Source organism: Psychrobacter proteolyticus (assembly GCF_038155145.1).
GTDB classification, from domain to species: Bacteria; Pseudomonadota; Gammaproteobacteria; order Pseudomonadales; family Moraxellaceae; genus Psychrobacter; species Psychrobacter proteolyticus_B.
Genome location: NZ_JBAKAY010000005.1, coordinates 83910 through 106213, shown reverse-complemented (window position 1 = coordinate 106213; position 22304 = coordinate 83910). Strand labels below are relative to the sequence as shown.

Below are 22304 nucleotides of genomic sequence, written 5' to 3'. Positions count from 1 at the left end.
ACAGGCATTAGGAAAACCGTAATGGCAACTAGACAAGACAATACCATTAGTAATATCAAGACCCTAAACTACGATGCAGTTATCGTTGGTGGCGGCGGCTCAGGTATGCGTGCTTCATTGCATTTAGCGGAAGCGGGCATGAAGGTTGCAGTCCTTACCAAAGTATTCCCAACGCGTTCGCACACAGTTGCCGCTCAGGGTGGTATCGGTGCAAGTTTGGGCAACATGAGCAATGACAACTGGCACTTTCACTTCTATGATACCGTTAAAGGTTCAGATTGGTTGGGTGACCAAGACGCTATCGAATATATGTGCCGTGAAGCGCCAAAAGTAGTCTATGAGCTTGAGCACATGGGCATGCCGTTTGACCGTAACGAAGATGGTACGATCTATCAGCGTCCGTTCGGTGGTCATACGTCTAACTATGGCGAAAAAGCAGTACAACGTGCTTGTGCCGCTGCTGACCGTACAGGTCACGCACTATTACATACGCTATATCAGAAAAACCTAGAGCAGGGCACTGAGTTCTTTATCGAGTGGATCGCCCTTGACTTGATCAAAGACGAAGCTGGTAACATCAACGGTGTCGTCGCACTTGAGCAAGAGACGGGTACGATTGCAGTATTCCAGTCACCAATTACTGTCCTAGCAACAGGTGGTGCTGGTCGTATCTTCGCAGCTTCTACCAATGCTTATATCAATACTGGTGACGGTATTGGCATGGCAGTACGTGCTGGTATTCCATTACAAGACATGGAGTTCTGGCAATTCCACCCAACTGGTGTTCATGGTGCAGGTGTACTATTGACTGAAGGTTGCCGTGGTGAAGGTGCTATCTTGCGTAATAAAGATGGCGAAGCGTTTATGGAGCGTTATGCACCAACCGTGAAAGACTTGGCACCGCGTGATCTCGTATCGCGCTCAATGGACCAAGAAATCAAAGAAGGCCGTGGTTGTGGTCCTAATGCTGACCATATCGTAATGGATATGACGCATTTAGGTGTTGAAACTATTATGAAGCGTCTACCATCAGTATTTGAGATTGGTAAAAACTTCGCTAACGTTGATATCACTAAAGAGCCAATTCCAGTAATCCCAACCATTCACTACATGATGGGCGGTATTCCAACCACTATTCATGGTCAAGTGATTGTACCGGATCTAGAAGCAGGTACTGATGAAGACGGCCTATATGCTAAAGGCAACGTTGTTAAAGGTCTTTATGCAATCGGCGAGTGTGCTTGTGTCAGTGTACATGGTGCTAACCGTCTAGGTACGAACTCTTTACTAGATCTATTGGTATTTGGCCGTGCAGCTGGTAAGCATATCGTTGATGAGTTCCATCATGCTGATCATAACTATAAGCCGCTTGATCCGCGTGTACTTGATTTTACAGTGAAGCGTTTAGACAAATTGCAACAGTCTACTGAAGGCTACAACGCTCAAGATGTGGCTGATGAGATTCGTGCTACGATGCAAAAACACGCTAGTGTATTCCGTACGCAAGCGATGATGGACGAAGGTGTTGAGAAGATTTTAGCGCTAGGTGAAAAAATTGACAAGATCCATCTTGGCGATAAATCACAAGTGTTCAACACAGCACGTATTGAAGCATTCGAAGTTGCTAACTTATATGAAGTAGCAAAAGCGACAATGATATCTGCAGCGAAGCGTCATGAAAGCCGCGGCGCACACAGTGTATCTGATTATGATCGTCCAGAAGATGATGATTACGCACCTAACGGCCGTAATGACCATGATTGGATGAAGCATACTTTATGGTACTCTGAAGGCAATCGCATCATTTATAAGCCAGTACGTAAAGTGCCATTAACTGTTGATTATATCGAACCAAAAGTTCGCGTCTACTAATTCTAGACTGCATACTTTATATATAGTTGATAGATAACAGCAGTGTTAACGTTTTATCCCTTATTAATTTATTAAAAAGGTGACCGCCAGCTACATGCTCATGCCAGCGCTACTACGCTATTAATTGGTATCCGATACTGGTTATCAGTACTGATTAATAGCTAGCGCAAATATGTTGCAATCTTTGTATGCCCGCCATCACCTACGTGTGGAGTTTAGCATTATGAGCCGAGGTACTCGCACCATCGAAATCTATCGCTACGATCCTGATCTGGACGCAGCGCCACGTATGCAAACTTATACGATTGAGCTACTTGATTCAGATCGTATGTTGCTTGACGTACTATTACGCCTAAAGAAAGAAGACGAAACGCTTACTTTCCGTCGCTCTTGCCGTGAAGGTATTTGTGGCTCTGACGGCATGAACATCAATGGTAAGAACGGTTTGGCATGTCTAATCAACATGAACACGCTACCAGAAAAAGTAACGGTTCGTCCGCTACCTGGTTTGCCAGTGGTTCGTGATTTGGTTGTCGATATGAACCAGTTCTATGAGCAGTATGAAAAAGTACATCCGTACTTGATCAATGATCAGCCAGCACCGCCAACTGAGCGTCTACAGTCGCCTGAACAGCGTGAAAAGCTGAACGGCCTATACGAATGTATTCTATGTGCTTGTTGTTCAACCAGTTGCCCATCTTTCTGGTGGAATCCTGATAAGTTCCTAGGTCCATCAGCATTACTGCATGCTTATCGCTTCGTTGCTGATAGTCGTGACGGTGATACTCAAGCACGTTTAGCTCGCTTAGACGATCCGTTTAGCTTGTTCCGTTGCCGCGGTATCATGAACTGTGTATCAGTTTGTCCAAAAGGCTTGAATCCAACCAAAGCGATCGGTCACTTACGTAATATGTTGATTGATCAAGCTGGTTAAGCATAAGTAATTGATATTTATAGTTACTATACGAAAAACACCACCTATTCATTAGGTGGTGTTTTTGTTAGTTAAAAAGCTGATATATAGGTTTACTACTTTTATAGCTAACTTGTCATTTAAAAAATATGATGAATTTAGCCTATTGAAAAATAGGTATTAAATTATTTAAGAGTAAAACTGTATGGTCAATACGTTGGTTGTATGTAAGAAGAAATAATATATAGACAATCACCCTATATAATCGAATATAGACATAGTCGAATTTTGTTATAATTGTATTTGGTATTTGATGAGATGATCAAAGCGTCTTTTTTAGCGCTTAATATGTGCCGTTTGAGCAGATTATGACATTATCAGGCTAAAATACTATGCGCACAATGATTATGCGTTTATAATTGATGATAGATATTCATTACATAAATACCTAGTATTGAACAAACAAACTATGTCGCAAAAAATGGGCATGATAATCTATACAGCAATGTATGTCTGTCTGAAAAGGCAGGGTTTATCAGCAAACTTAGGGTAATTCAGCATCAATAACCAGTTTATAGGTTAGCTGAAAATATAATTATCTATTAATAGCTTATCATTAATGGATTGGTTATGACTCAAAGAAGTATATATAAATTAATGTTGTGAAACGAGCTAGATAAGAAAACTGAGCGTTCACAAATAGTTTTATTTTTAGACGGGTATTGCAATAAGACTTGTTACCACTATTTAGCATCACTTGCTCTTGTAGACAATGACAGCAATATTCTATGGTGATGGCAATACTTAGGGATAAAAGTGTTTTATCGAATAGTATTTAACAGGATATGACACATTGTCTAACTACCTGAGCATACAACGACTGACACAATAATAAGCACGATTCCATTCATTTATCTATCAAATAGACGATTATTATGAATAGTATAACCAAAGAAAAATCTGGCCAAGTACATACCGAACTGGCTGCCGATAACGCCAACTATATAGAAGCTCTCTACGAGCAATACCTAACAGACCCTGATAGTGTTGATACTGACTGGCAAACGTACTTTGAACAGTATAAGTCGCAGAACGATGCTCAGCACAATGCTATCAAAGATCAGTTCTTACTACTTGCTCGTAATCAAACGGCAAATAAGAGTAGCAGTACTGATACCGACTCTAGCAGCTCTGTCAACTGTGATCCTAAGCAGATGGGCGTACAGCAACTAATCTCAGCATACCGTCGTCGCGGTCATCGCCGTGCCAAGCTTGATCCTTTAGATTTGCATCCACGTGCAGAAGTAGAAGATTTGACGCTTGCTTATCATAATTTGTCAGAAGCTGATCTTGATACCGTATTCCCGACCAATGATTTAGTCATTGGTAAAGATGAAGCGACATTGCGCGAAATCATCGAAATCATGGAACGTGTTTACTGTGGCCATATCGGTGTCGAGTACATGCATGTTACCACCAGTACCGAAAAACGCTGGATGGAAGAATACCTAGAGACTAATCTAGGCTATATCAAATTCGATAAAGAAAAACGTTTATCTATTCTTGAGCGCTTGACGGCTGCTGAAGGTCTAGAAAAATACCTTGCTCGTAAATACACGGGTGTTAAGCGTTTTGGTTTGGAAGGTGGTGAGAGCTTTATTCCTGCTATCAATGAAATCATTCAACGTGCTGGCGGATATGGCACAAAAGAAATGGTTATTGGTATGGCTCACCGTGGCCGCTTAAACCTACTAGTTAACATCTTAGGTAAAAATCCTGCAGACTTATTTGACGAGTTTGATGGTAAAGTACAGCCAGAAAAAGGTTCAGGTGACGTTAAATACCACAATGGTTTTTCATCTAATGTGATGACACCGGGTGGCGAAGCGCATTTGGCTTTAGCATTTAACCCATCGCATCTTGAAATTGTCGCGCCAGTACTACAAGGCTCAGTACGTGCCCGTCAAGTACGTCGTAACGATCAGCCACTACTAGATAATACTGGTGGTAATTCAGTATTACCTATCGTGATTCATGGTGATGCTGCTTTTGCTGGTCAAGGTGTGGTTCAAGAAACTTTCCAGATGTCACAGACCCGTGCTTATACCACTGGCGGTACTGTGCATATCGTGATTAATAACCAAGTTGGCTTTACTACTAGCCGTCAAGAAGATGTTCGTTCAACTGAATATTGTACTGACGTTGCCAAAATGGTTCATGCTCCTATCCTACATGTAAACGGTGATGATCCTGAAGCAGTTGTATTTGCCGCTCAGTTAGCATTAGATTATCGTCATAAGTTTGACAAAGACATCATCATTGATTTGTTCTGCTATCGTCGTAACGGCCATAACGAAGCAGATGAGCCATCTGCAACTCAGCCATTGATGTACGCTGTTATTAAGAAGCTTCCGACTACTCGTACTCTTTATGCGCAAAAACTTATCGCAGAAGGTATCTTGAATGCCGAAGAAGAGAAACAGTACGAAGATGATTATCGTGAGTCGTTAGACCGTGGTGATTATGTTGTCAGCTCATTGGTTCAAGAGCCTAACGAACAGTTATTTGTAGATTGGAAACCTTATCTAGGTCATGATTTGGTTGATGACTGGGATACCAGTGTTGATATCGAAAAGCTTAAAGGTTATGGACGCCGTATGGCCGAAATGCCAGAAGGCTACAAGTTACAACGTCAGGTTCAAAAAGTCGTTGAGCAGCGTCTAGCGATGCAAACGGGCGAAGAGCCTCTTAACTGGGGTGCAGCTGAGACATTGGCTTATGCATCATTGGTTGATAACGATGGCGTATTAGTACGTATTACTGGTGAAGATGTTGGCCGTGGTACTTTCTCACATCGTCACAGTGAAATATATAATGTCAATGATGGCAGCATGTATGTACCGTTGTCTCATTTGAGCGAAAATCAAGCGCGCTTTGCTACTTACAACTCATTGTTGTCAGAAGAAGCAGTACTAGCCTTTGAATATGGTTACGCGACCACCGTACCGAACGCATTGATCGTTTGGGAAGCACAGTTCGGTGATTTCGTGAACGGTGCTCAGGTTGTGATTGACCAGTTCATCTCAAGTGGCGAAACCAAGTGGCAGCGTGTTTGTGGTTTGACGATGTTGTTACCACATGGCTTTGAAGGTCAAGGCCCTGAGCATTCATCTGCACGTCTAGAGCGTTTCTTACAGCTATGTGCTGAAGACAATATGCAGGTCATTACCCCAACGACTCCTGCGCAAATTTATCATGCATTACGTCGTCAGGCAGTACGTCCTATTCGTAAGCCACTGATTGTTATGTCACCGAAAAGCTTATTACGTCATAAGCTAGCGACTTCTAACCTAGAAGAGCTTGCTAACGGTAAGTTTGAGACGGTATTGCCAGAGATGGACGATCACAACGCAGATAAAGTGACTCGTATGGTTCTTTGTGGTGGCAAGGTTTATTATGATCTGTTAGAGCAGCGCCGTGCATTAGGTCTTGATCATGTGGCTATCGTTCGTATTGAACAATTGTACCCATTGCCAGAGACTCGCTTAATCGCTGAAATCGAAAAGTACAGCAACCTAACTGAAATCGTATGGACGCAAGAAGAGCCATTGAACCAAGGCGCTTGGTACTATTTAGCACCGCATATGTTCCGTATTGTCGTACCGCATCCAACCAAAGCAAAAGTCATGGAGCCAGTAGCGCGTCCTCCTAGTGCAGCCCCTGCAACAGGATCACCGAAACTGCATGCTCAACAACAGCAAGCACTCATTGCTGGTGGCCTTGGCATAAGTGTTGATGAATTAGCTCAGTAACACCTTGTCTAATCAAAAGATTACAGAAGATAAATGAATCAGGCGATGACAGTCAGTGTTTCTTAATAAAATATAAGCAAAGTTATTAAAAGATTACTGACTGCCTATCACGACTTAATAATAAGTATGAATATCCAAATCTAAGGAGTATATCGATGGCTGACATCAAAGCCCCCGTTTTTCCAGAATCGGTTGCCGATGGCACAATCGTTGAGTGGCACGTCACTGAAGGTCAACAAGTTAATCGTGATGACCTATTGGCTGAAATTGAAACTGATAAAGTTGTATTAGAAGTTGTAGCACCTGATGATGGTGTATTGACCAAAATCGTAAAGCAAGTTGACGATACTGTATTGTCTGATGAGCTTATCGCTCAGTTTGAAGCCGGTGCAAGTGCTGGTGCTAGCGCAGAAGAAGCGCCAGCAGTAGATCCAGACCAGCCAGCTGCGCCAGTTCAAGCAAAGCAAGCTGCTGATGGTGGCGAGCCTGTTCAAGCAACAGATAAGAAAGGCGAAGCTGATCATAAAGATCAAAGCCCAGCAGTTCGTAAAGCAGCAAAAGAGTCAGGCGTAGATCCTAAAGAAGTTGAAGGTAGTGGCCGCGGTGGTCGTGTAACCAAAACTGATATGGCTAACCCGACATTGAAATCAGACAGCAGCATCAAGTCTGATAGTGGCCGTCCTGTTGCTGAATCAATGGGTGAGCGTACTGAAAAACGTGTTCCAATGACTCGTCTTCGTAAGCGTGTTGCTGAGCGTCTATTATCAGCATCACAAGATACAGCGATGTTGACGACGTTTAACGAAGTGAACATGAAGCCATTGATGGACATGCGTGCTAAATACAAAGAGAAGTTTGAAAAACGTCATGGCGTACGTTTAGGCTTTATGTCGTTATTCGTAAAAGCAGCGACAGAAGCGCTAAAACGCTTCCCAGCAGTAAATGCTTCACTAGATGGCGATGACATTGTTTATCATGGTTTTTATGATATCGGTGTAGCAGTATCTTCAGATCGTGGCTTGGTTGTTCCAGTACTACGTGATACTGATCGCATGAGCATGGCTGACGTTGAAAGCACAATCCGTGAGTTTGGCGGTAAAGCACAGCAAGGTAAGCTTGGTCTAGAAGACATGACTGGCGGTACGTTCACTATCTCTAACGGTGGTGTATTTGGTTCATTGATGTCAACACCTATCTTGAACCCACCACAAACTGCTATCCTAGGTATGCATGCTATCAATGATCGCCCAATGGCAGTCGATGGTAAAGTTGAAATCTTACCAATGATGTACCTAGCACTATCTTATGACCATCGTATGATCGATGGTAAAGAAGCAGTACAGTTCTTGGTAACTATCAAAGAGTTGGTCGAAGACCCTGCAATGCTACTACTAGACCTGTAAGCTTTTAAGCTTGTATTGGCAACCGCTGATACAAGCTTTTTAACTTTGGTATAGATAATGATTTTTATTACTCAGCGATCTCTTGATGTGCTGATAACTGTATTTAAACGAATTTAATAATGGTGACTTGCTATCGATTATCGATGAGTGAGTCTATCTCATTGACATAGTGTATTAACTATTCAGTGTAAATAACGCTGATTTATCAGCGAGATAACAACCAGTTTAAATGACACATACAATTAAAAATAGGAACGTACTATGAAAGACAATTATGATTTAGTCGTCATCGGCGGCGGTCCTGGTGGTTACGAGGCAGCTATTCGTGCAGGCCAGCTCGGTATGAGTGTTGCTTGTATCGAAAAGCGCGTTTATAAAGGCGAGCCAGCACTTGGCGGTACTTGCTTAAACGTTGGTTGTATCCCATCAAAAGCCCTACTTGACAGCTCACATCGTTACGAAGCTACTAAGCATGACCTCGACGAGCACGGTATCAGTACTGGTGACGTTGCTATCAATATCGAAAAAATGATAGAGCGTAAAGAAGGCATTGTTAAGCAGTTGACTGGCGGTGTTGCCGCGTTGTTGAAAGGCAATGGTGTTGATTGGCTACAAGGCTGGGGTACATTGGTCGACGGTAAAGGCGCTGACAAAAAAGTCAAATTTACTGCTCTAGAAGACGAAAGCGAAACAACGATCACTGCTAAGAATGTCATTCTTGCGGCAGGTTCTGTGCCTATCGAGATTCCTGTTGCCAAAACTGACGGCGACCGTATTGTTGATTCAACTGGCGCACTTGATTTTACCTCAGTCCCTAAGCGTCTAGGCGTTATCGGTGCTGGTGTTATCGGTCTTGAACTTGGTTCAGTATGGCGTCGTCTAGGTGCAGAAGTAGTGGTATATGAAGCACTCCCTAGCTTCTTAGCTGCTGCTGACAAAGACATCTCAAAAGAAGCCGGCAAAATGCTGAAGAAGCAAGGTCTTGATATCCGTGTCGATACCAAAGTAACCAATGCTGAAGTACAAGGTGACCAAGTTGTCGTCACTAGCGAAAGCAAAGGCGAGTCTTCTGAAGAGAGCTTCGACAAACTAATCGTTTGTGTTGGTCGTCGCGCTTATTCTGAAAAACTGCTTGGCGATGATAGTGGCATCACGTTGACTGAACGTGGCCTTATCGATGTCAATGACCAGTGCAAAACCAATCTTGATGGCGTTTATGCTATCGGTGATTTGGTCCGTGGTCCTATGCTTGCGCACAAAGCAATGGAAGAGGGCATGATGGCTGTTGAGCGTATTCATGGCGAAAAACCTCAAGTTAACTATGACACTATCATCAATGTCATTTATACTCACCCAGAAATCGCATGGGTAGGTTTAACTGAGCAAGAAGCTGAAGAAGCTGGCTATGAAGTTAAAACAGGTTCTTTCAACTTAGCTGCCAACGGTCGTGCATTAGCGCAAAGTGAAGCGCAAGGTTCTGTGAAAGTAGTTGCTGATGCGAAAACAGATCGTCTATTAGGTATGCATGCTATCTCTGCTGGTGCTGGTGATATCGTCCATCAAGGTATGATCGCAATGGAATTTGTCTCTAGTATCGAAGATTTGCAGTTGATGACATTTGCTCATCCAACTATTTCAGAAGCAGTGCATGAAGCTGCTCTATCTGCAGATGGCCGTGCTATTCACGCTATCCAGCGCAAAAAACGTAAGAAATAAGTAGTTGCTCGTTTAGTTATTATCGATTTACAACCTGATTGGGGTATCGCTATCTTGGTGATGCCACAATCATGAGTGCGTCAGACGTATGATTAATATTTATATGTGCGCACTTGATTTCACTTTTTATTAATTGTAAAAAATAAAGGATACAATCAATGAATTTACATGAGTATCAAGCAAAAGAGCTATTAAAAAGCTACGGTTTGCCAATTCAAGAAGGCATCATCGCTCATAACGGCGAAGAAGCTGCTGCAGCTTTTGACAAAACCCCAACTGACATTGCGGTAATTAAAGCGCAAGTACATGCTGGTGGTCGCGGTAAAGCTGGTGGTGTAAAGCTAGTTAAAACTCGTGAAGAAGCTAAGCAAGTTGCTGAAGAGCTGATCGGTACTAACCTAGTAACGTTCCAAACTGATGCTGATGGTCAGCCAGTAAACTTTGTATTGGTTGCAGAAGATATGTATCCAGTACAAACTGAGCTATATCTTGGCGCAGTCGTTGATCGTGCAACTCGTCGTGTAACTTTCATGGCATCTACCGAAGGTGGTGTAGATATCGAAGAAGTAGCACACAGCACTCCAGAAAAAATCTTCAAAGTAAATGTTGATCCTTTAGTTGGTTTAATGCCTTTCCAAGCGCGCGACGTTGCGTTCAAACTTGGTCTAGAAGGTAAGCAAATCAACCAGTTCGTTAAATTGATGACTGGCGCTTATAAAGCATTCGTTGAAAACGACTTTGCTCTAATGGAAATTAACCCATTAGCTGTTCGTGAAAATGGCGAAATCGTTTGTGTTGATGGCAAAATCGGTATCGATTCAAACGCACTATATCGTCTGCCAAAAATCGCAGCGCTACAAGACAAGACTCAAGAAAATGAGCGTGAGCTTAAAGCTGCTGAATTTGACCTAAACTATGTTGCTCTAGAAGGTAACATCGGTTGTATGGTTAACGGTGCTGGTCTTGCAATGGCGACCATGGACATCATCAAATTGTATGGCGGTAAGCCTGCTAACTTCTTGGACGTTGGCGGCGGTGCAACTAAAGATCGCGTTGTTGAAGCGTTCAAAATTATCCTAGAAGACAGCAGTGTTGAAGGCGTTCTAATCAACATCTTCGGCGGTATCGTACGTTGTGACATGATTGCAGAAGCTATTATCGCTGCTATCAAAGAAGTTGACGTACAAGTACCAGTTGTTGTTCGTTTAGAAGGTAACAACGCTGAGCTAGGCGCGCAAATCCTAGAAGAGTCTGGTCTGAAATTGATTTCAGCTCAAGGTTTATCTGACGCGGCTCAAAAAATTGTCGATGCTGTTAAAGCGTAAGTCTTTAAACATAAGTGTTTAGAGATAAATGCTTAAGCATAGTAGTCAAATCGTAGTAGTGGTTTTATAGCAAAGATTGGTTATCAAAATTTGATAAGACTAGTTATAAAGACCACTGTTACAAGACAACCGAATACAAGGAAAATATAATGAGTGTATTAATCGATAAAGATACCAAAGTATTGGTACAAGGTTTTACTGGTAAAAATGGTACGTTCCATTCTGAACAAGCCATTGAATATGGTACAAAAGTAGTTGGTGGTGTGACGCCAGGTAAAGGCGGTCAAACGCACCTAGGCCTACCAGTATTTAACACTATGGCGGAAGCCATGGAAGCGACTCAAGCTGACGCTTCTGTTATCTACGTACCAGCACCATTTGTACTAGATTCTATCGTTGAAGCAATCGATGCTGGCGTTAAGTTGATCGTTGTGATCACTGAAGGCGTACCGACTATCGATATGCTAAAAGCAAAACGCTATCTTGAAGAAGCTGGTGACGTACGTTTGGTTGGTCCTAACTGCCCAGGCGTTATCACTCCAGGTCAATGCAAAATCGGTATCATGCCAGGCCATATCCATCAGCCAGGTAAAGTGGGTATCATCTCACGTTCTGGTACGTTGACTTACGAAGCTGTAGCTCAGACGACTAAGCTTGGTTTTGGTCAGTCAACTTGTATCGGTATCGGTGGTGATCCTATCCCTGGTATGAACCAGATTGACGCATTGAAACTGTTCGAAGCTGATCCACAAACTGAAGCTATCATCTTAATCGGTGAAATCGGTGGTACTGCTGAAGAAGAAGCTGCTGCTTACATCAAAGACCATGTAACTAAGCCAGTTGTTGGTTATATCGCTGGTGTTACTGCTCCAGAAGGTAAGCGTATGGGCCATGCTGGCGCTATCATCTCTGGTGGTCAAGGTACTGCTGAAGAGAAATTCAAAGCGTTTGAAGATGCTGGTATCGCGTATACACGTGACCCATCTAAACTTGGCGATAAGCTAAAAGAAGTTACTGGTTGGTAAAACGGGCAAAAGCCTATTAACTACTAAAACTATATTGAATTATTAAGAAGACACCCCTACAATGGGGTGTTTTTTATTGATTTGACAACGGTATAGAGTGAAAATTATGAATGATATGCTTGCTAAGAGAAAAGTTAAGATCTTAAATAATCATTATATTTTAGAAGTACCAACGAATATAAAAGTTAGTGAAATATCAAATGATAAGTTATTAGCTCATCTCAAACATCATTATTCATCTATCTCAAATAAAGTATTGATTCAAGGAGGCTGTTACGGTATTTATGGTATTTTTTTTGAAAAAGAGTTTAAAAGAGATGTCAAAATATTGGAGGTGGATCCATATATTTCAAAAATATCGAAGAAAAATCTATTATCTAATGGTTGTAAGCATGTTACTTATGATTCGAAAGTCATAAATTCTGTTGCAAAAAAATTCGACGCTTATACTAACTCTTCAAAGCCGTTAACATCAATATTGGCTGAGTCCATTAGTGGAAGCGTAAGTTCTTTTCTATTCAAAGATATAGAGGACGATACGGGTCTTATACTTATAAATGACTGCACACTAAAGAATGTTGAATCTTTTTTGAATTATATAGATAACGATAATAAAAATAATAAACAGCTTATAATTATAAAGAAAAGTTGTATTAAAAATGAAGAAAACCTTGATAAATTAAAAATCATTGATGATTACGCTGGTTACTTGTTTTATAGTAAGATTACGAAAGAGAGTTACTCTAACAACAACTTCATTGTCGAAGAAAAAATGGAGACTGGTATCAGCGAAATACTTAAAAGTATTAAAAACTTAAAAGAGGAAGTTAACGAAATAAAAGTAGGACACTCTGTTCAGTTAAACTTCTTCAATACAATTAATAATTTGCGTCCTAATTTAGAAAGAAGTGACTTATTAATTCTTGAAAGAATTATAGACGATATTATAAATGTCTATGAAAAGGAAATATACAACCTTAATAAAACAGTAACTAAGCGTGATAAAAAAATAAGAGCGTTACTTAATTCTAATACCTGGAAATATACACAATTTGCAAGAAACCGTCTTGGATTTGATAAAGTGTCTTTTGATGACTATATAGAAAAAAATAAACATCAAGAAAGCTTTAACCAAGAAAAAATTGGTAAGTTACGTTCAGAAATTTTAAAAATTACTAATAAGCAAAATGAAATAAATACTACTCTTATCGATGTCATAAATAAGAACCCAGAAACACATGAAAATTTAGATTCTTCTCCTATACATTTATCTCGAAACTTAATTGAGAGTACAGAACTAACTGAACATAAAAGAAAGTTGACATCTCTTGATGTTGAAGAAAATACCAATCGTTTTAACAAAATAGTGAAAAATATTTTTCATGAAAAAAAGTTTGCTGGATTGGCCGCACTTCCTTCGAGAGAGCTAGCTCTTAAGAGAGTGGTTAACTCGTTAGTGCATCAGGTTGATCAGTTAGGGGTATATTTAAATGGTTGGAACCATATTCCAGACTTTTTAAATCATCCAAAAATAATTGTTGCTACAAGTCAAGACCATGGAGATTTAGGTGATGCAGGAAAATTCTTCTGGGTGAATGATTTTGAAGGATACTACTTCAGTTGTGATGATGATCTGGTCTATCCAAACGACTATGTTGAGAGAATTATAAATAAGATTAAATATTACAATTATAGAGCGGTAGTTGGTTGGCATGGATCAGTCGTGTCAGACTTCTTTAAGGATTACTATGATCCTAAAGACCGTAGAGTTTTTTCTTACTCTGCTGGCCGACCATTTGACTTAGATGTTCATATTCTTGGAACTGGAGTATTAGGTTTTCACTCTTCAACTATGAAAGTCAGCTTGCAAGATTTTGAAAGACCTAATATGGCTGATATTTTCTTCGCAAGATTGGGACAGCAACAGAAAGTTAAATTCGTTGTCATGGAGCACAAACCTAAAGAAATAGAAACTATAGAAGAGTTCCAAGAAGACTCTATTAATAAGCATGGACAAAAGCAAGTTGAATCTGCAAAAAATGTTCGAAAATATAAAAATGATATTTCAACAAATTTAAATTGGCGTCTAAACAACTCTCAAGCATTAAAAGTACTTCTAGTTGGTCGTTTTGATAATTTTAAAAAGGGTGGGATACATAAGTCAAATTTACTAATTGAAAAATATTTAAAAGAATTAGGACACGAAGTTTATACAATAGATAGTCAATCAACTAACTTTGAAATTTTTGATAACAGAATCGATGTGGCGATGATTTATCCTGGAGATCCAAATAGACCAGACTACTCTGAGTCTCTTCAGAAAATGGATATATTAAGAGGAATGGGTATTCCAATATTATTAAATATGTCATATAACTCAAACCCAGTTCGTTCAAAGTTTATTTCTAAAACTATAAACTTATATAATTTAGAAAAATCCAAATCTAAAGTGTGCTTGATGGCCTTTAGTGAAAGCATGAAATTTGACGCGCATTTAAACTCTATAAAAAAATACATTGTCAGTTTCCCTAAAACTATTGATGTTGATAACTTGAGAGAGGAGTTACCAAGTTTTAACGATAGGGAAGGAATATTTTTCGGAGACGCGACGAAGTTAAACAATCCAGAGATAACCGATGGCAAAGTGATAAATTGGGTTTCTGAGGCTAGAAAAAGGATGCCGAAGACTAATTTTTACGTGATTAAACATTATAGCGGGAAATTTGAGATACCTAATTTCGAGTTTGCCCCTTTTATGGAAAGCGCAGAATTAATGCGTTGGATATCTAAAAAAAGGTTATCTATTTGTCTTAACCAGTTTACTACTTATGAGATGGTACCTGTAGAGTCTCAATCTGTAGGAACTCCTGTAGTATACAGATCTATGCTTCAATCATTGAATGAAGCGATTGGTTTAACTGGAGTACCTGTTACTGAGCCGAGTATATTTGGTGAAATGTGTCAGTGGTTATACAATGATGAGAATGCATGGAAAGAGTACTCGAGATTAAGTTTGTTAAACTTTAAAAGAAATCACATCAGTTCTAGCCGTATAGGTTTAGAAACGGCACTTCGTAAAGTAATTGCAATTAATGAGGCTGAACAACTTGTCATATTTTAAAGATAGTAAGTTAAATGATTGTAAGCTAGGGCATACACGTATATTTGCAGAAGGTAATGTGGCTATAAATAGTTGTGAACTTCATGGAACTATATATGTAGGCTTTGGAAGTTATATAAACTCTGGAGCAATACGAGGAACAACAGAGATTGGACGTTATTGTTCTATTGGTCGAGATGTAAAAATTGGATTAGGTTCCCATAACTTATCTAGTATATCAACTTCTTCATTTTTAGAGCATTTGGGTAATCTGAAAGATGCCCCAGATGTACGTATTCAAGAAAGTCCAGAACGACATTTGATCATCGGTAATGATGTATGGATAGGTGATAATACACTGATTAAGAAAGGTATTAGGATAGGTGACGGTGTAATTATTGGAGCTGGTAGTATAGTTACTAAAGATATACCAAGTTTTGCTATAGTAGTTGGAACACCAGCAAAGATAATGAGGTATCGTTTTGATGAGGAGACTATCGAAAAATTAAATAGATTAAAATGGTGGAATATTAACCCTAAAATCCTTCATGAATTACCTAAAGGCTTATCAGTGAAAGAATATATAGAAATTCTTGACAATGTATCCGAAATATATAAAAAGTCTTACAAAGTAATTTATCCAATTGACATTCAATGATAACTATTTATATCTTATTATAAGTCAGTCATTAGAAGTAATTATACAAGGTCATTTGTAATCATGCCTGTCATTAGACAAATATTAATACTTACCAACTCTATTGATATGGGTGGTAGGGAAACTAGACTTTTAGAAGAAATGAAAGTTCTCACTTCTAAAAGCAAAATAAGTTTACATTTGATTAATATGTTTAATAACAAAAGTAAACGGGCAACTGAGCTATTATCTGAATATGCTTTGATTACTGACTATAATTTATCTTCAGAAGTTTCAGATATATCTATAGACTTCGTTATAGATACAGTAGCCCGAATAGTCAGTTATTGTCATTTGCACAATATACAAGCGCTATATATTCATAATTCTGATATAGAAGCTCTGATAGGTTCTTTTGTCGCTCAGCAGCTAAAGATCCCAATATTTTGTACTTTGCATGGTAAAGGAATGGTGTTTAGCAATAGGCTTAATCCAGTATTACATTTTATTTTTTATTATCTGATAGCACCTTCACTCAGTCTACTAATAACTATGTCTTATAGCTTAAAAGATGTAATAATTAAATATCCTTTCTCCAAAGTTCAGGTGTTACCAAATTTAGTTGACACAGAGTATTTTAATTGTAAGGTAAACAGAGATGTTGATATAAGTATTGAGAAATGGGTTATTGTTAGTAGGCTATCAATTGAAAAGTATGTAGGTATATTGAAATTTATCGAATATGCTTATTTAAGTGGAATAAAGGGAATAGATATAGTTGGAGATGGTACTTTAACAGATTTTATTAAGTCTGAAGTCATGGAGTGTGGTCTAGATAGTTATGTTACTTTTTTAGGTGAAAGAAATGTCACTAGTGAATTACTCAACCAGTATGCGGTAGTAGTCGGTGTAGGCCGTGTAATTTTGGAAGCAATAGCTAACCAGAATTTAGCTTTTGTAATCGGTACTGGTGGTAATGAATTTATGTCAGGCTTTGTTAACGAAGAAAATATATCTGAGTTGGCTTACGAGAATTTTACTGGAAGGAACTTAAAGTCTTTAGATTATGAAGGTTTCCAACAACAATTAGGATTAGTTGGAAAAATAAAGGTAGAAAAGCTTAGACAGTTTGTAGTGGATAATCACTCCAGTACGTACTTATTGGAAGAATATGTAGATTATATAGGAGATGTGGAGTTCCAAGACAATCCTTTAATAGCCGACTTATATTCTTCTATAAGCCATTTCAGAGGTGCTGTCTCAACTCCATTTTATTTAAGAAATAGTTTTATTAGTCTTTTAGAGAATTTAGTATATAGTGATTTCTATACTACTAATCTAGAAAGAGCTTTTATCTTGATGAAGTCTCGTCTAGAAAATAAATTTATGTATCCTAATAGTAATCATCAAAAGAAGTATCATCTAAAAATAAATAGACCTGTCTTAAAGGGTGACAACCTCCTATTGTGTAATAATTTAGAGTTTCGAAAGGAAGGCACTATATTTAAAATATCTAACTATAATCACGATATAAACTCAAATAAAAGTTATATAGTATTTCTACATTTTCATCACAAAAATCTTGTAGAAAAAGAAAAAGAAAAAGAAAAAGAAAAATATGGTGTTCTGATTCAATTAACTCTTTATAATTTGTTAAGTTGCTCTAAAGTAATTCCTTCTTCAGAAGTAAATTACATTTCACACAACCAAAAATTAGGATTTCATAGAATTTTGTATTTTGATTATGATAAGCTGCGTGATGGTATTAAATTAATATTACCATCAAATATTGCCATAACGTCAATTAAAATATCATCTCTTAAAACAGGCTTAAATATTAATATAGATAAGCTACATGTATGGACCACATATGAGTAACTAAATTAAGTTAGGGTTCTATTTTTAGAGTATCCATAGCGATCAAACCCCGAGTTTTCCGAAGTTGTTAACGAATTTCCTCGTAACAAACCAATGGCTAAAGGAGTTTTTATATATTCAACAGAACATGGCCCGTACGTAGAGATAATAGTATTGAGTAAAGCTTTATCCGATTCAATTCTACGTTTATCATTGAATCCGCCTAGTTCTTCTAACGTTACTTTACGAATCATCATAGAAGAGATGTTAAGTCTTAAAAGTGGGTAGTTTTGTCGACAGCTTGGTAGTCCTGTATTTTCATCTACCCTAAAAAAATTAGAAAAATTAGCTATATTATCAGGGTTTTTAGTTAACTGTAATAGCTGACGTTCTACACGTTCTGGATGTGACCAATCATCCGAATCTTGAAAGGTTAGAAATACACCAGAAGATTGTTCTATACCAATATTTCTAGCATGGTATGTTCCTCGATTTTTACTAAGTTGAATGACCTTAATGGATGGGTATTTTTTGAGAATTTCTACAGTATCATCAGTACTGGCATCATCCACGACAATAATTTCAATATTGCTAATTGATTGATTTAATAAAGAGTTTATACAGTTCTCTACGAATTTCTCAGAGTTATAAGTGGTAACTACAATACTAACTTTTTGTTTGTTATGATTCTTTTTAACTTTTTTGCGATTGTTACCAATAGTAAGTTTGTTATTTTGCACTAAATTTATTGGTTGCAAATTATATTGACGATAGAATCTATAACAGAGTAGTTTTGCAAGTAGAGGTTTATTTCTCATTAGTGCAATTTTTATAGAAATCAGACTGTCCGCGTGGTTGTAAAAGCGAAGACTAGGTGTATACCCTAATGTCATTTGTAGTGTATCTATAAACGGCCTTGGAACATCATTTCGTTGATTACATAGTTTCAAAGTTAAATCAGGATAAACATAGCCTACTCTATATAGAAGTGAAAGAGCTTCCTTTCTTTCTAACCTACTAACAATATTAGTGTCTAGCAGACTTTCTATGAGAGAGTCTGCCCTAGAGTAATTTTGAGTTTGGACATAATACTCAAACTCTTCTAACAATTTACCCATATGTTATAGACGCCAATCTGGATTTGCTAATGCGCCTTTAACGTCAATAACTACTTTAGGTTTAGTGCAGAAACTATTGATTTTATCATCTTCACCAACGAACTCTGAATGATTCACAGCTACAATAACAGCATCAAAACTATCTTTTTCAATATTTTCATAATTTACATGGTCAACCTTTAGACTATTCCAATCCTCTACAGTGACCCAAGGGTCAGAATAAGTCATTTTCACACCGTACTTTTCAAGCTCAACACCAATATCTGTGACTTTAGTATTTCTAACATCTGGGCAGTTTTCTTTGAAAGTGACGCCTAAAAGTAGAATACGTGCATCCTTAATGTTCTTACCGTATGAAATAAGCTTTTTAATAGTTTGTTCAGCAACAAACTTACTCATAGAATTATTTATCGCACGTGAGGTCAATATTAAATTAGGGTTTAAACCCAAAGATGACGCTTTATGAGCGAGATAATAAGGATCTACACCAATACAATGACCGCCTACCAAGCCTGGCATAAGCTTAATAAAGTTCCATTTAGTGGCAGCAGCTTCTATTACTTCATGAGTATCAATGCCAATCTCATTGAAGATAAGAGCTAGCTCATTTATCAAGGCAATATTGACATCGCGTTGAGTATTTTCAATAACTTTAGACGCCTCAGCAACTTTTATAGATGAGGCTTTAAACGTACCAGCAGTTATTACTGAGCTATATAGCTCATCTACTATATCTGTATAATAAGGGTTTGAACCTGAAGTGACTTTTAGTATATTCTCTACTGTACGTAATTTATCACCAGGATTGATACGTTCCGGAGAATAACCTACACCAAAGTCGTCGTTTAATGCTAAACCAGATTTCTCTAATTCGGGAATACAAACCTCTTCTGTAGCACCTGGATATACTGTTGACTCATAAATAATAATATCATCTCTTTTGATGACTTTACTTAACATTTGTGAGGCTTTGATCAAAGGTGTTAAATCAGGTAGGTTATTATCATCAATCGGTGTTGGCACAGTGATCACAAAGACATTTGCTTCAGACAATTTGTCATTGCTAGAAGTAAAAGTAAGCCGAGAAGTATTTTTTAAGTAATCACTAGTTACTTCTCTAGTTTTATCAACTCCATTAGTTAATTCGTCAATACGTGTTTTATTTATATCAAAGCCTATAACATCGTATTTTTTTGCAAATGCACAGGCCAATGGCAAACCTACGTAACCTAAGCCTATAATCGCGATTTTTTTAGAATTCATTGAAGAACCTTTTGATATAAATTAGTTATATAACAACGTTTGTTTGCTCAAGTAGCAACTATAAGATGGTAGGCATAATAACAGATATATAATATCTGAGAAAGTGAAGGTGTGTTTGATTTTGCATTACTAGTACAAAGATCTTCATAAAAAGGTCGGCCTAATACGGTGACCTTTTTTCCTCTTAATAAAGCCTCAAAGCCACCTAATGACGTAATCGTATAGACGTGATCGATTGACTCTAATGCGTCAACTAAGTGGATAGATTGAGTGAGGATAAGACAATCTAGCTCAGTAAGTGTACTAACGATAGATAAGTCATCGAGTGTCATTGGGTGTGGTTTTACAATGATTTGCGCATCAGGGTTTTCTTCAATGGCCTTATTGACCACATCAAGCAGTGTAATACCAGTGCCACCACCATATTTCAATGAATCATCGTATGGTACTTGCCCAAGTACCAATATACGTTCTTTATTCTTGATACCGTATATAGGTACAACGTCCATATATGGCTGATGGTTATATTTGCTCACTCTATGCGACACATAATAATCAAGCATTTCTTGTGCCTGCTCATCATTATATCCGTCCTGTTCAAATTCAAAGTTAGCAATCAAATCTGTCAAGTCATTTGGGCGAGTCGTGTCGAAGTAGGGGGCTTGGCTGTCCATTACGATAGACAGCGGGGGCGCACTGCTATCGTCATCAGGGCCTGAACGGATAAAACCATCTTCTAAAAAGAAAATGTCTACACCTTGCTCGCGGACATACTCAATAAAGTATTGAGGCGCTTTATAGCCCCAAATATAGATGACGGGATTGACCTTTTGGATAAAAGGTTTGAGCCAAAGATTAAAATATTGCTTATCAAAGTGTCGTTGTATTTGTATATGTGCCGACTCAAACACCCATTCGTTGACGATATCTTTCCATGGCAGCATACCAACCACTAGCGCCAAACGCTGGTTAGGGTAGCGATAGTGTTTATAGTAACCTGATAATAGTGGCTTGAAGTAGTTATTGAATTTCATGGCGTAGTCGACGGCTTGGGTTGGTAGCGGAAAATTGGAAATATATTATTAATATATTTACGTTGGCAATGTATTATAGTTCCCAGTATAGTTGCGTTTATGAGCAAAGACGAATAACTAATTCATAAAGTAACGGATCGATGTTATGAAAAATAAAATATTAGTTACAGGCGGTGCTGGATATATCGGTTCGCATACTTGTATAGCACTACACGAAGCAGGCTATGATATTGTTGTATACGATAACTTATCTAATAGTAGCCGTGAAGCAATTAACCGTGTCTCTACTCTTATTGGACAGACAATTGAGTTTATCAAAGGGGATATACGCAATCCTGAGTTACTGAGAGAAGTCTTTGCTTCTCACGAATTTTTTGGCGTGATTCATTTTGCTGGGTTAAAAGCAGTTGGGGAGTCAGTAGCAAAGCCATTGCTGTATTACAATAACAATGTCAGCGGCACCATAACCTTATTAGAAGTTATGGCAGAGTATAGCGTTAAGAATTTAGTTTTTTCATCATCTGCCACTGTCTATGGTGATCCTGAATCCTTACCTATCGATGAGAGCTCGAAGCGTTCTTGTACCAATCCTTATGGTCAGAGCAAGCTGACAGTTGAACATGTCTTGGAAGATCTAGCCGTGTCTGATGACAGTTGGAACCTGATTGCTCTCAGATATTTTAATCCAGTAGGCGCGCATACATCAGGACAGATTGGCGAAGACCCTAATGATATTCCTAACAATTTAATGCCTTATATTTCTCAAGTGGCCGTCGGCAAACTTGATAAGCTCAGTATCTTTGGTAATGATTATCCTACTGTCGATGGAACAGGTGTCCGTGACTTTATTCATGTCACTGATTTGGCTCAAGGTCATGTGGCTGCACTAAATTATCTAGATAAAAAAATCAGTCTAAATGAAGATAGTACGATGCAAAACTCAGTAGGTTTTTTACCTATTAACTTAGGTACTGGCAAAGGTACGTCTGTATTAGAATTGGTATCTGCATTTTCTGGTGTATCTGGACAGGCTATTCCTTATCAGTTTACAAATCGTCGAGCAGGGGATATCGCCAGTTGCTATGCCAGTGCCGATAAAGCGAAAACACTGTTAGGATGGCAAGCTGAATTATCGATTGCTGATATGTGTCAAGATACATGGCGTTGGCAGAGCATGAACCCGAATGGATACAATGTATTTTAATACTTGTTAAGCTATCATTGTTTAT

The 22304-nt window shown here is 38.5% G+C and carries 14 protein-coding genes; 11 read left to right on the top strand and 3 right to left on the bottom strand.

Going from position 1 to position 22304, the window contains the following annotated elements; genetic code table 11:
• The first annotated feature begins 21 nt into the window (after window positions 1-21).
• From sdhA to V6252_RS07705, 10 genes are all read left to right on the top strand, one after another.
• Window positions 22-1872, top strand: coding sequence for a succinate dehydrogenase flavoprotein subunit (sdhA, locus tag V6252_RS07750; RefSeq protein ID WP_057757857.1), 1851 nt, complete (start codon window positions 22-24; stop codon window positions 1870-1872).
• Between the two features lie 223 nt (window positions 1873-2095).
• A complete protein-coding gene (locus V6252_RS07745; RefSeq protein ID WP_055123743.1) occupies window positions 2096-2806 on the top strand; it encodes a succinate dehydrogenase iron-sulfur subunit in 711 nt (236 codons plus the stop codon).
• A gap of 914 nt (window positions 2807-3720) precedes the next feature.
• Window positions 3721-6597, top strand: coding sequence for a 2-oxoglutarate dehydrogenase E1 component (locus V6252_RS07740; RefSeq protein ID WP_341609978.1), 2877 nt, complete (start codon window positions 3721-3723; stop codon window positions 6595-6597).
• A 155-nt stretch (window positions 6598-6752) separates the two neighbouring features.
• Window positions 6753-8000, top strand: a complete 1248-nt coding sequence (gene odhB / locus V6252_RS07735; protein WP_101204629.1) for a 2-oxoglutarate dehydrogenase complex dihydrolipoyllysine-residue succinyltransferase — start codon at window positions 6753-6755, stop codon at window positions 7998-8000.
• A gap of 261 nt (window positions 8001-8261) precedes the next feature.
• The gene (gene lpdA / locus V6252_RS07730) at window positions 8262-9716 is read left to right on the top strand and encodes a dihydrolipoyl dehydrogenase (RefSeq protein WP_114701392.1); all 1455 of its coding nucleotides are present in this window, start codon (window positions 8262-8264) and stop codon (window positions 9714-9716) included.
• A gap of 158 nt (window positions 9717-9874) precedes the next feature.
• On the top strand, window positions 9875-11041 hold the full coding sequence (sucC, locus tag V6252_RS07725) for an ADP-forming succinate--CoA ligase subunit beta (RefSeq protein ID WP_057757869.1): 1167 nt from the start codon (window positions 9875-9877) through the stop codon (window positions 11039-11041).
• A gap of 149 nt (window positions 11042-11190) precedes the next feature.
• The gene (gene sucD / locus V6252_RS07720; protein WP_101204626.1) at window positions 11191-12066 is read left to right on the top strand and encodes a succinate--CoA ligase subunit alpha; all 876 of its coding nucleotides are present in this window, start codon (window positions 11191-11193) and stop codon (window positions 12064-12066) included.
• Between the two features lie 106 nt (window positions 12067-12172).
• Window positions 12173-15187 (top strand): hypothetical protein, encoded by a 3015-nt coding sequence (locus tag V6252_RS07715; protein WP_341609977.1) that lies wholly within the window; start codon window positions 12173-12175, stop codon window positions 15185-15187.
• A complete protein-coding gene (locus V6252_RS07710) occupies window positions 15174-15824 on the top strand; it encodes a CatB-related O-acetyltransferase (protein WP_341609976.1) in 651 nt (216 codons plus the stop codon). Before V6252_RS07715 ends, V6252_RS07710 begins: the two co-directional genes overlap by 14 nt.
• A 63-nt stretch (window positions 15825-15887) precedes the next feature.
• Window positions 15888-17681, top strand: coding sequence for a hypothetical protein (locus V6252_RS07705; RefSeq protein WP_341609975.1), 1794 nt, complete (start codon window positions 15888-15890; stop codon window positions 17679-17681).
• A gap of 5 nt (window positions 17682-17686) precedes the next feature.
• On the opposite strand, the gene V6252_RS07700 is transcribed toward V6252_RS07705, so the two are convergent.
• Genes V6252_RS07700 through V6252_RS07690 form a run of 3 tightly spaced genes read right to left on the bottom strand, consistent with a single transcriptional unit; the run spans window position 17687 to window position 21075 of the window.
• Entirely contained in the window at window positions 17687-18778 is a 1092-nt protein-coding gene (locus V6252_RS07700) for a glycosyltransferase family A protein (protein WP_341609974.1), read from the bottom strand.
• A gap of 3 nt (window positions 18779-18781) precedes the next feature.
• Window positions 18782-20041 carry a nucleotide sugar dehydrogenase gene (locus V6252_RS07695; protein ID WP_341609973.1) on the bottom strand — a complete coding sequence of 420 codons (1260 nt, stop codon included), beginning with the start codon at window positions 20039-20041 and terminating at the stop codon, window positions 18782-18784.
• A 47-nt stretch (window positions 20042-20088) separates the two neighbouring features.
• Window positions 20089-21075 carry a hypothetical protein gene (locus V6252_RS07690; RefSeq protein ID WP_341609972.1) on the bottom strand — a complete coding sequence of 329 codons (987 nt, stop codon included), beginning with the start codon at window positions 21073-21075 and terminating at the stop codon, window positions 20089-20091.
• Between the two features lie 145 nt (window positions 21076-21220).
• On the opposite strand from V6252_RS07690, the gene galE reads away from it, so the two are divergent.
• The gene (gene galE / locus V6252_RS07685; protein ID WP_341609971.1) at window positions 21221-22279 is read left to right on the top strand and encodes a UDP-glucose 4-epimerase GalE; all 1059 of its coding nucleotides are present in this window, start codon (window positions 21221-21223) and stop codon (window positions 22277-22279) included.
• The last annotated feature ends 25 nt before the right edge of the window (window positions 22280-22304 follow it).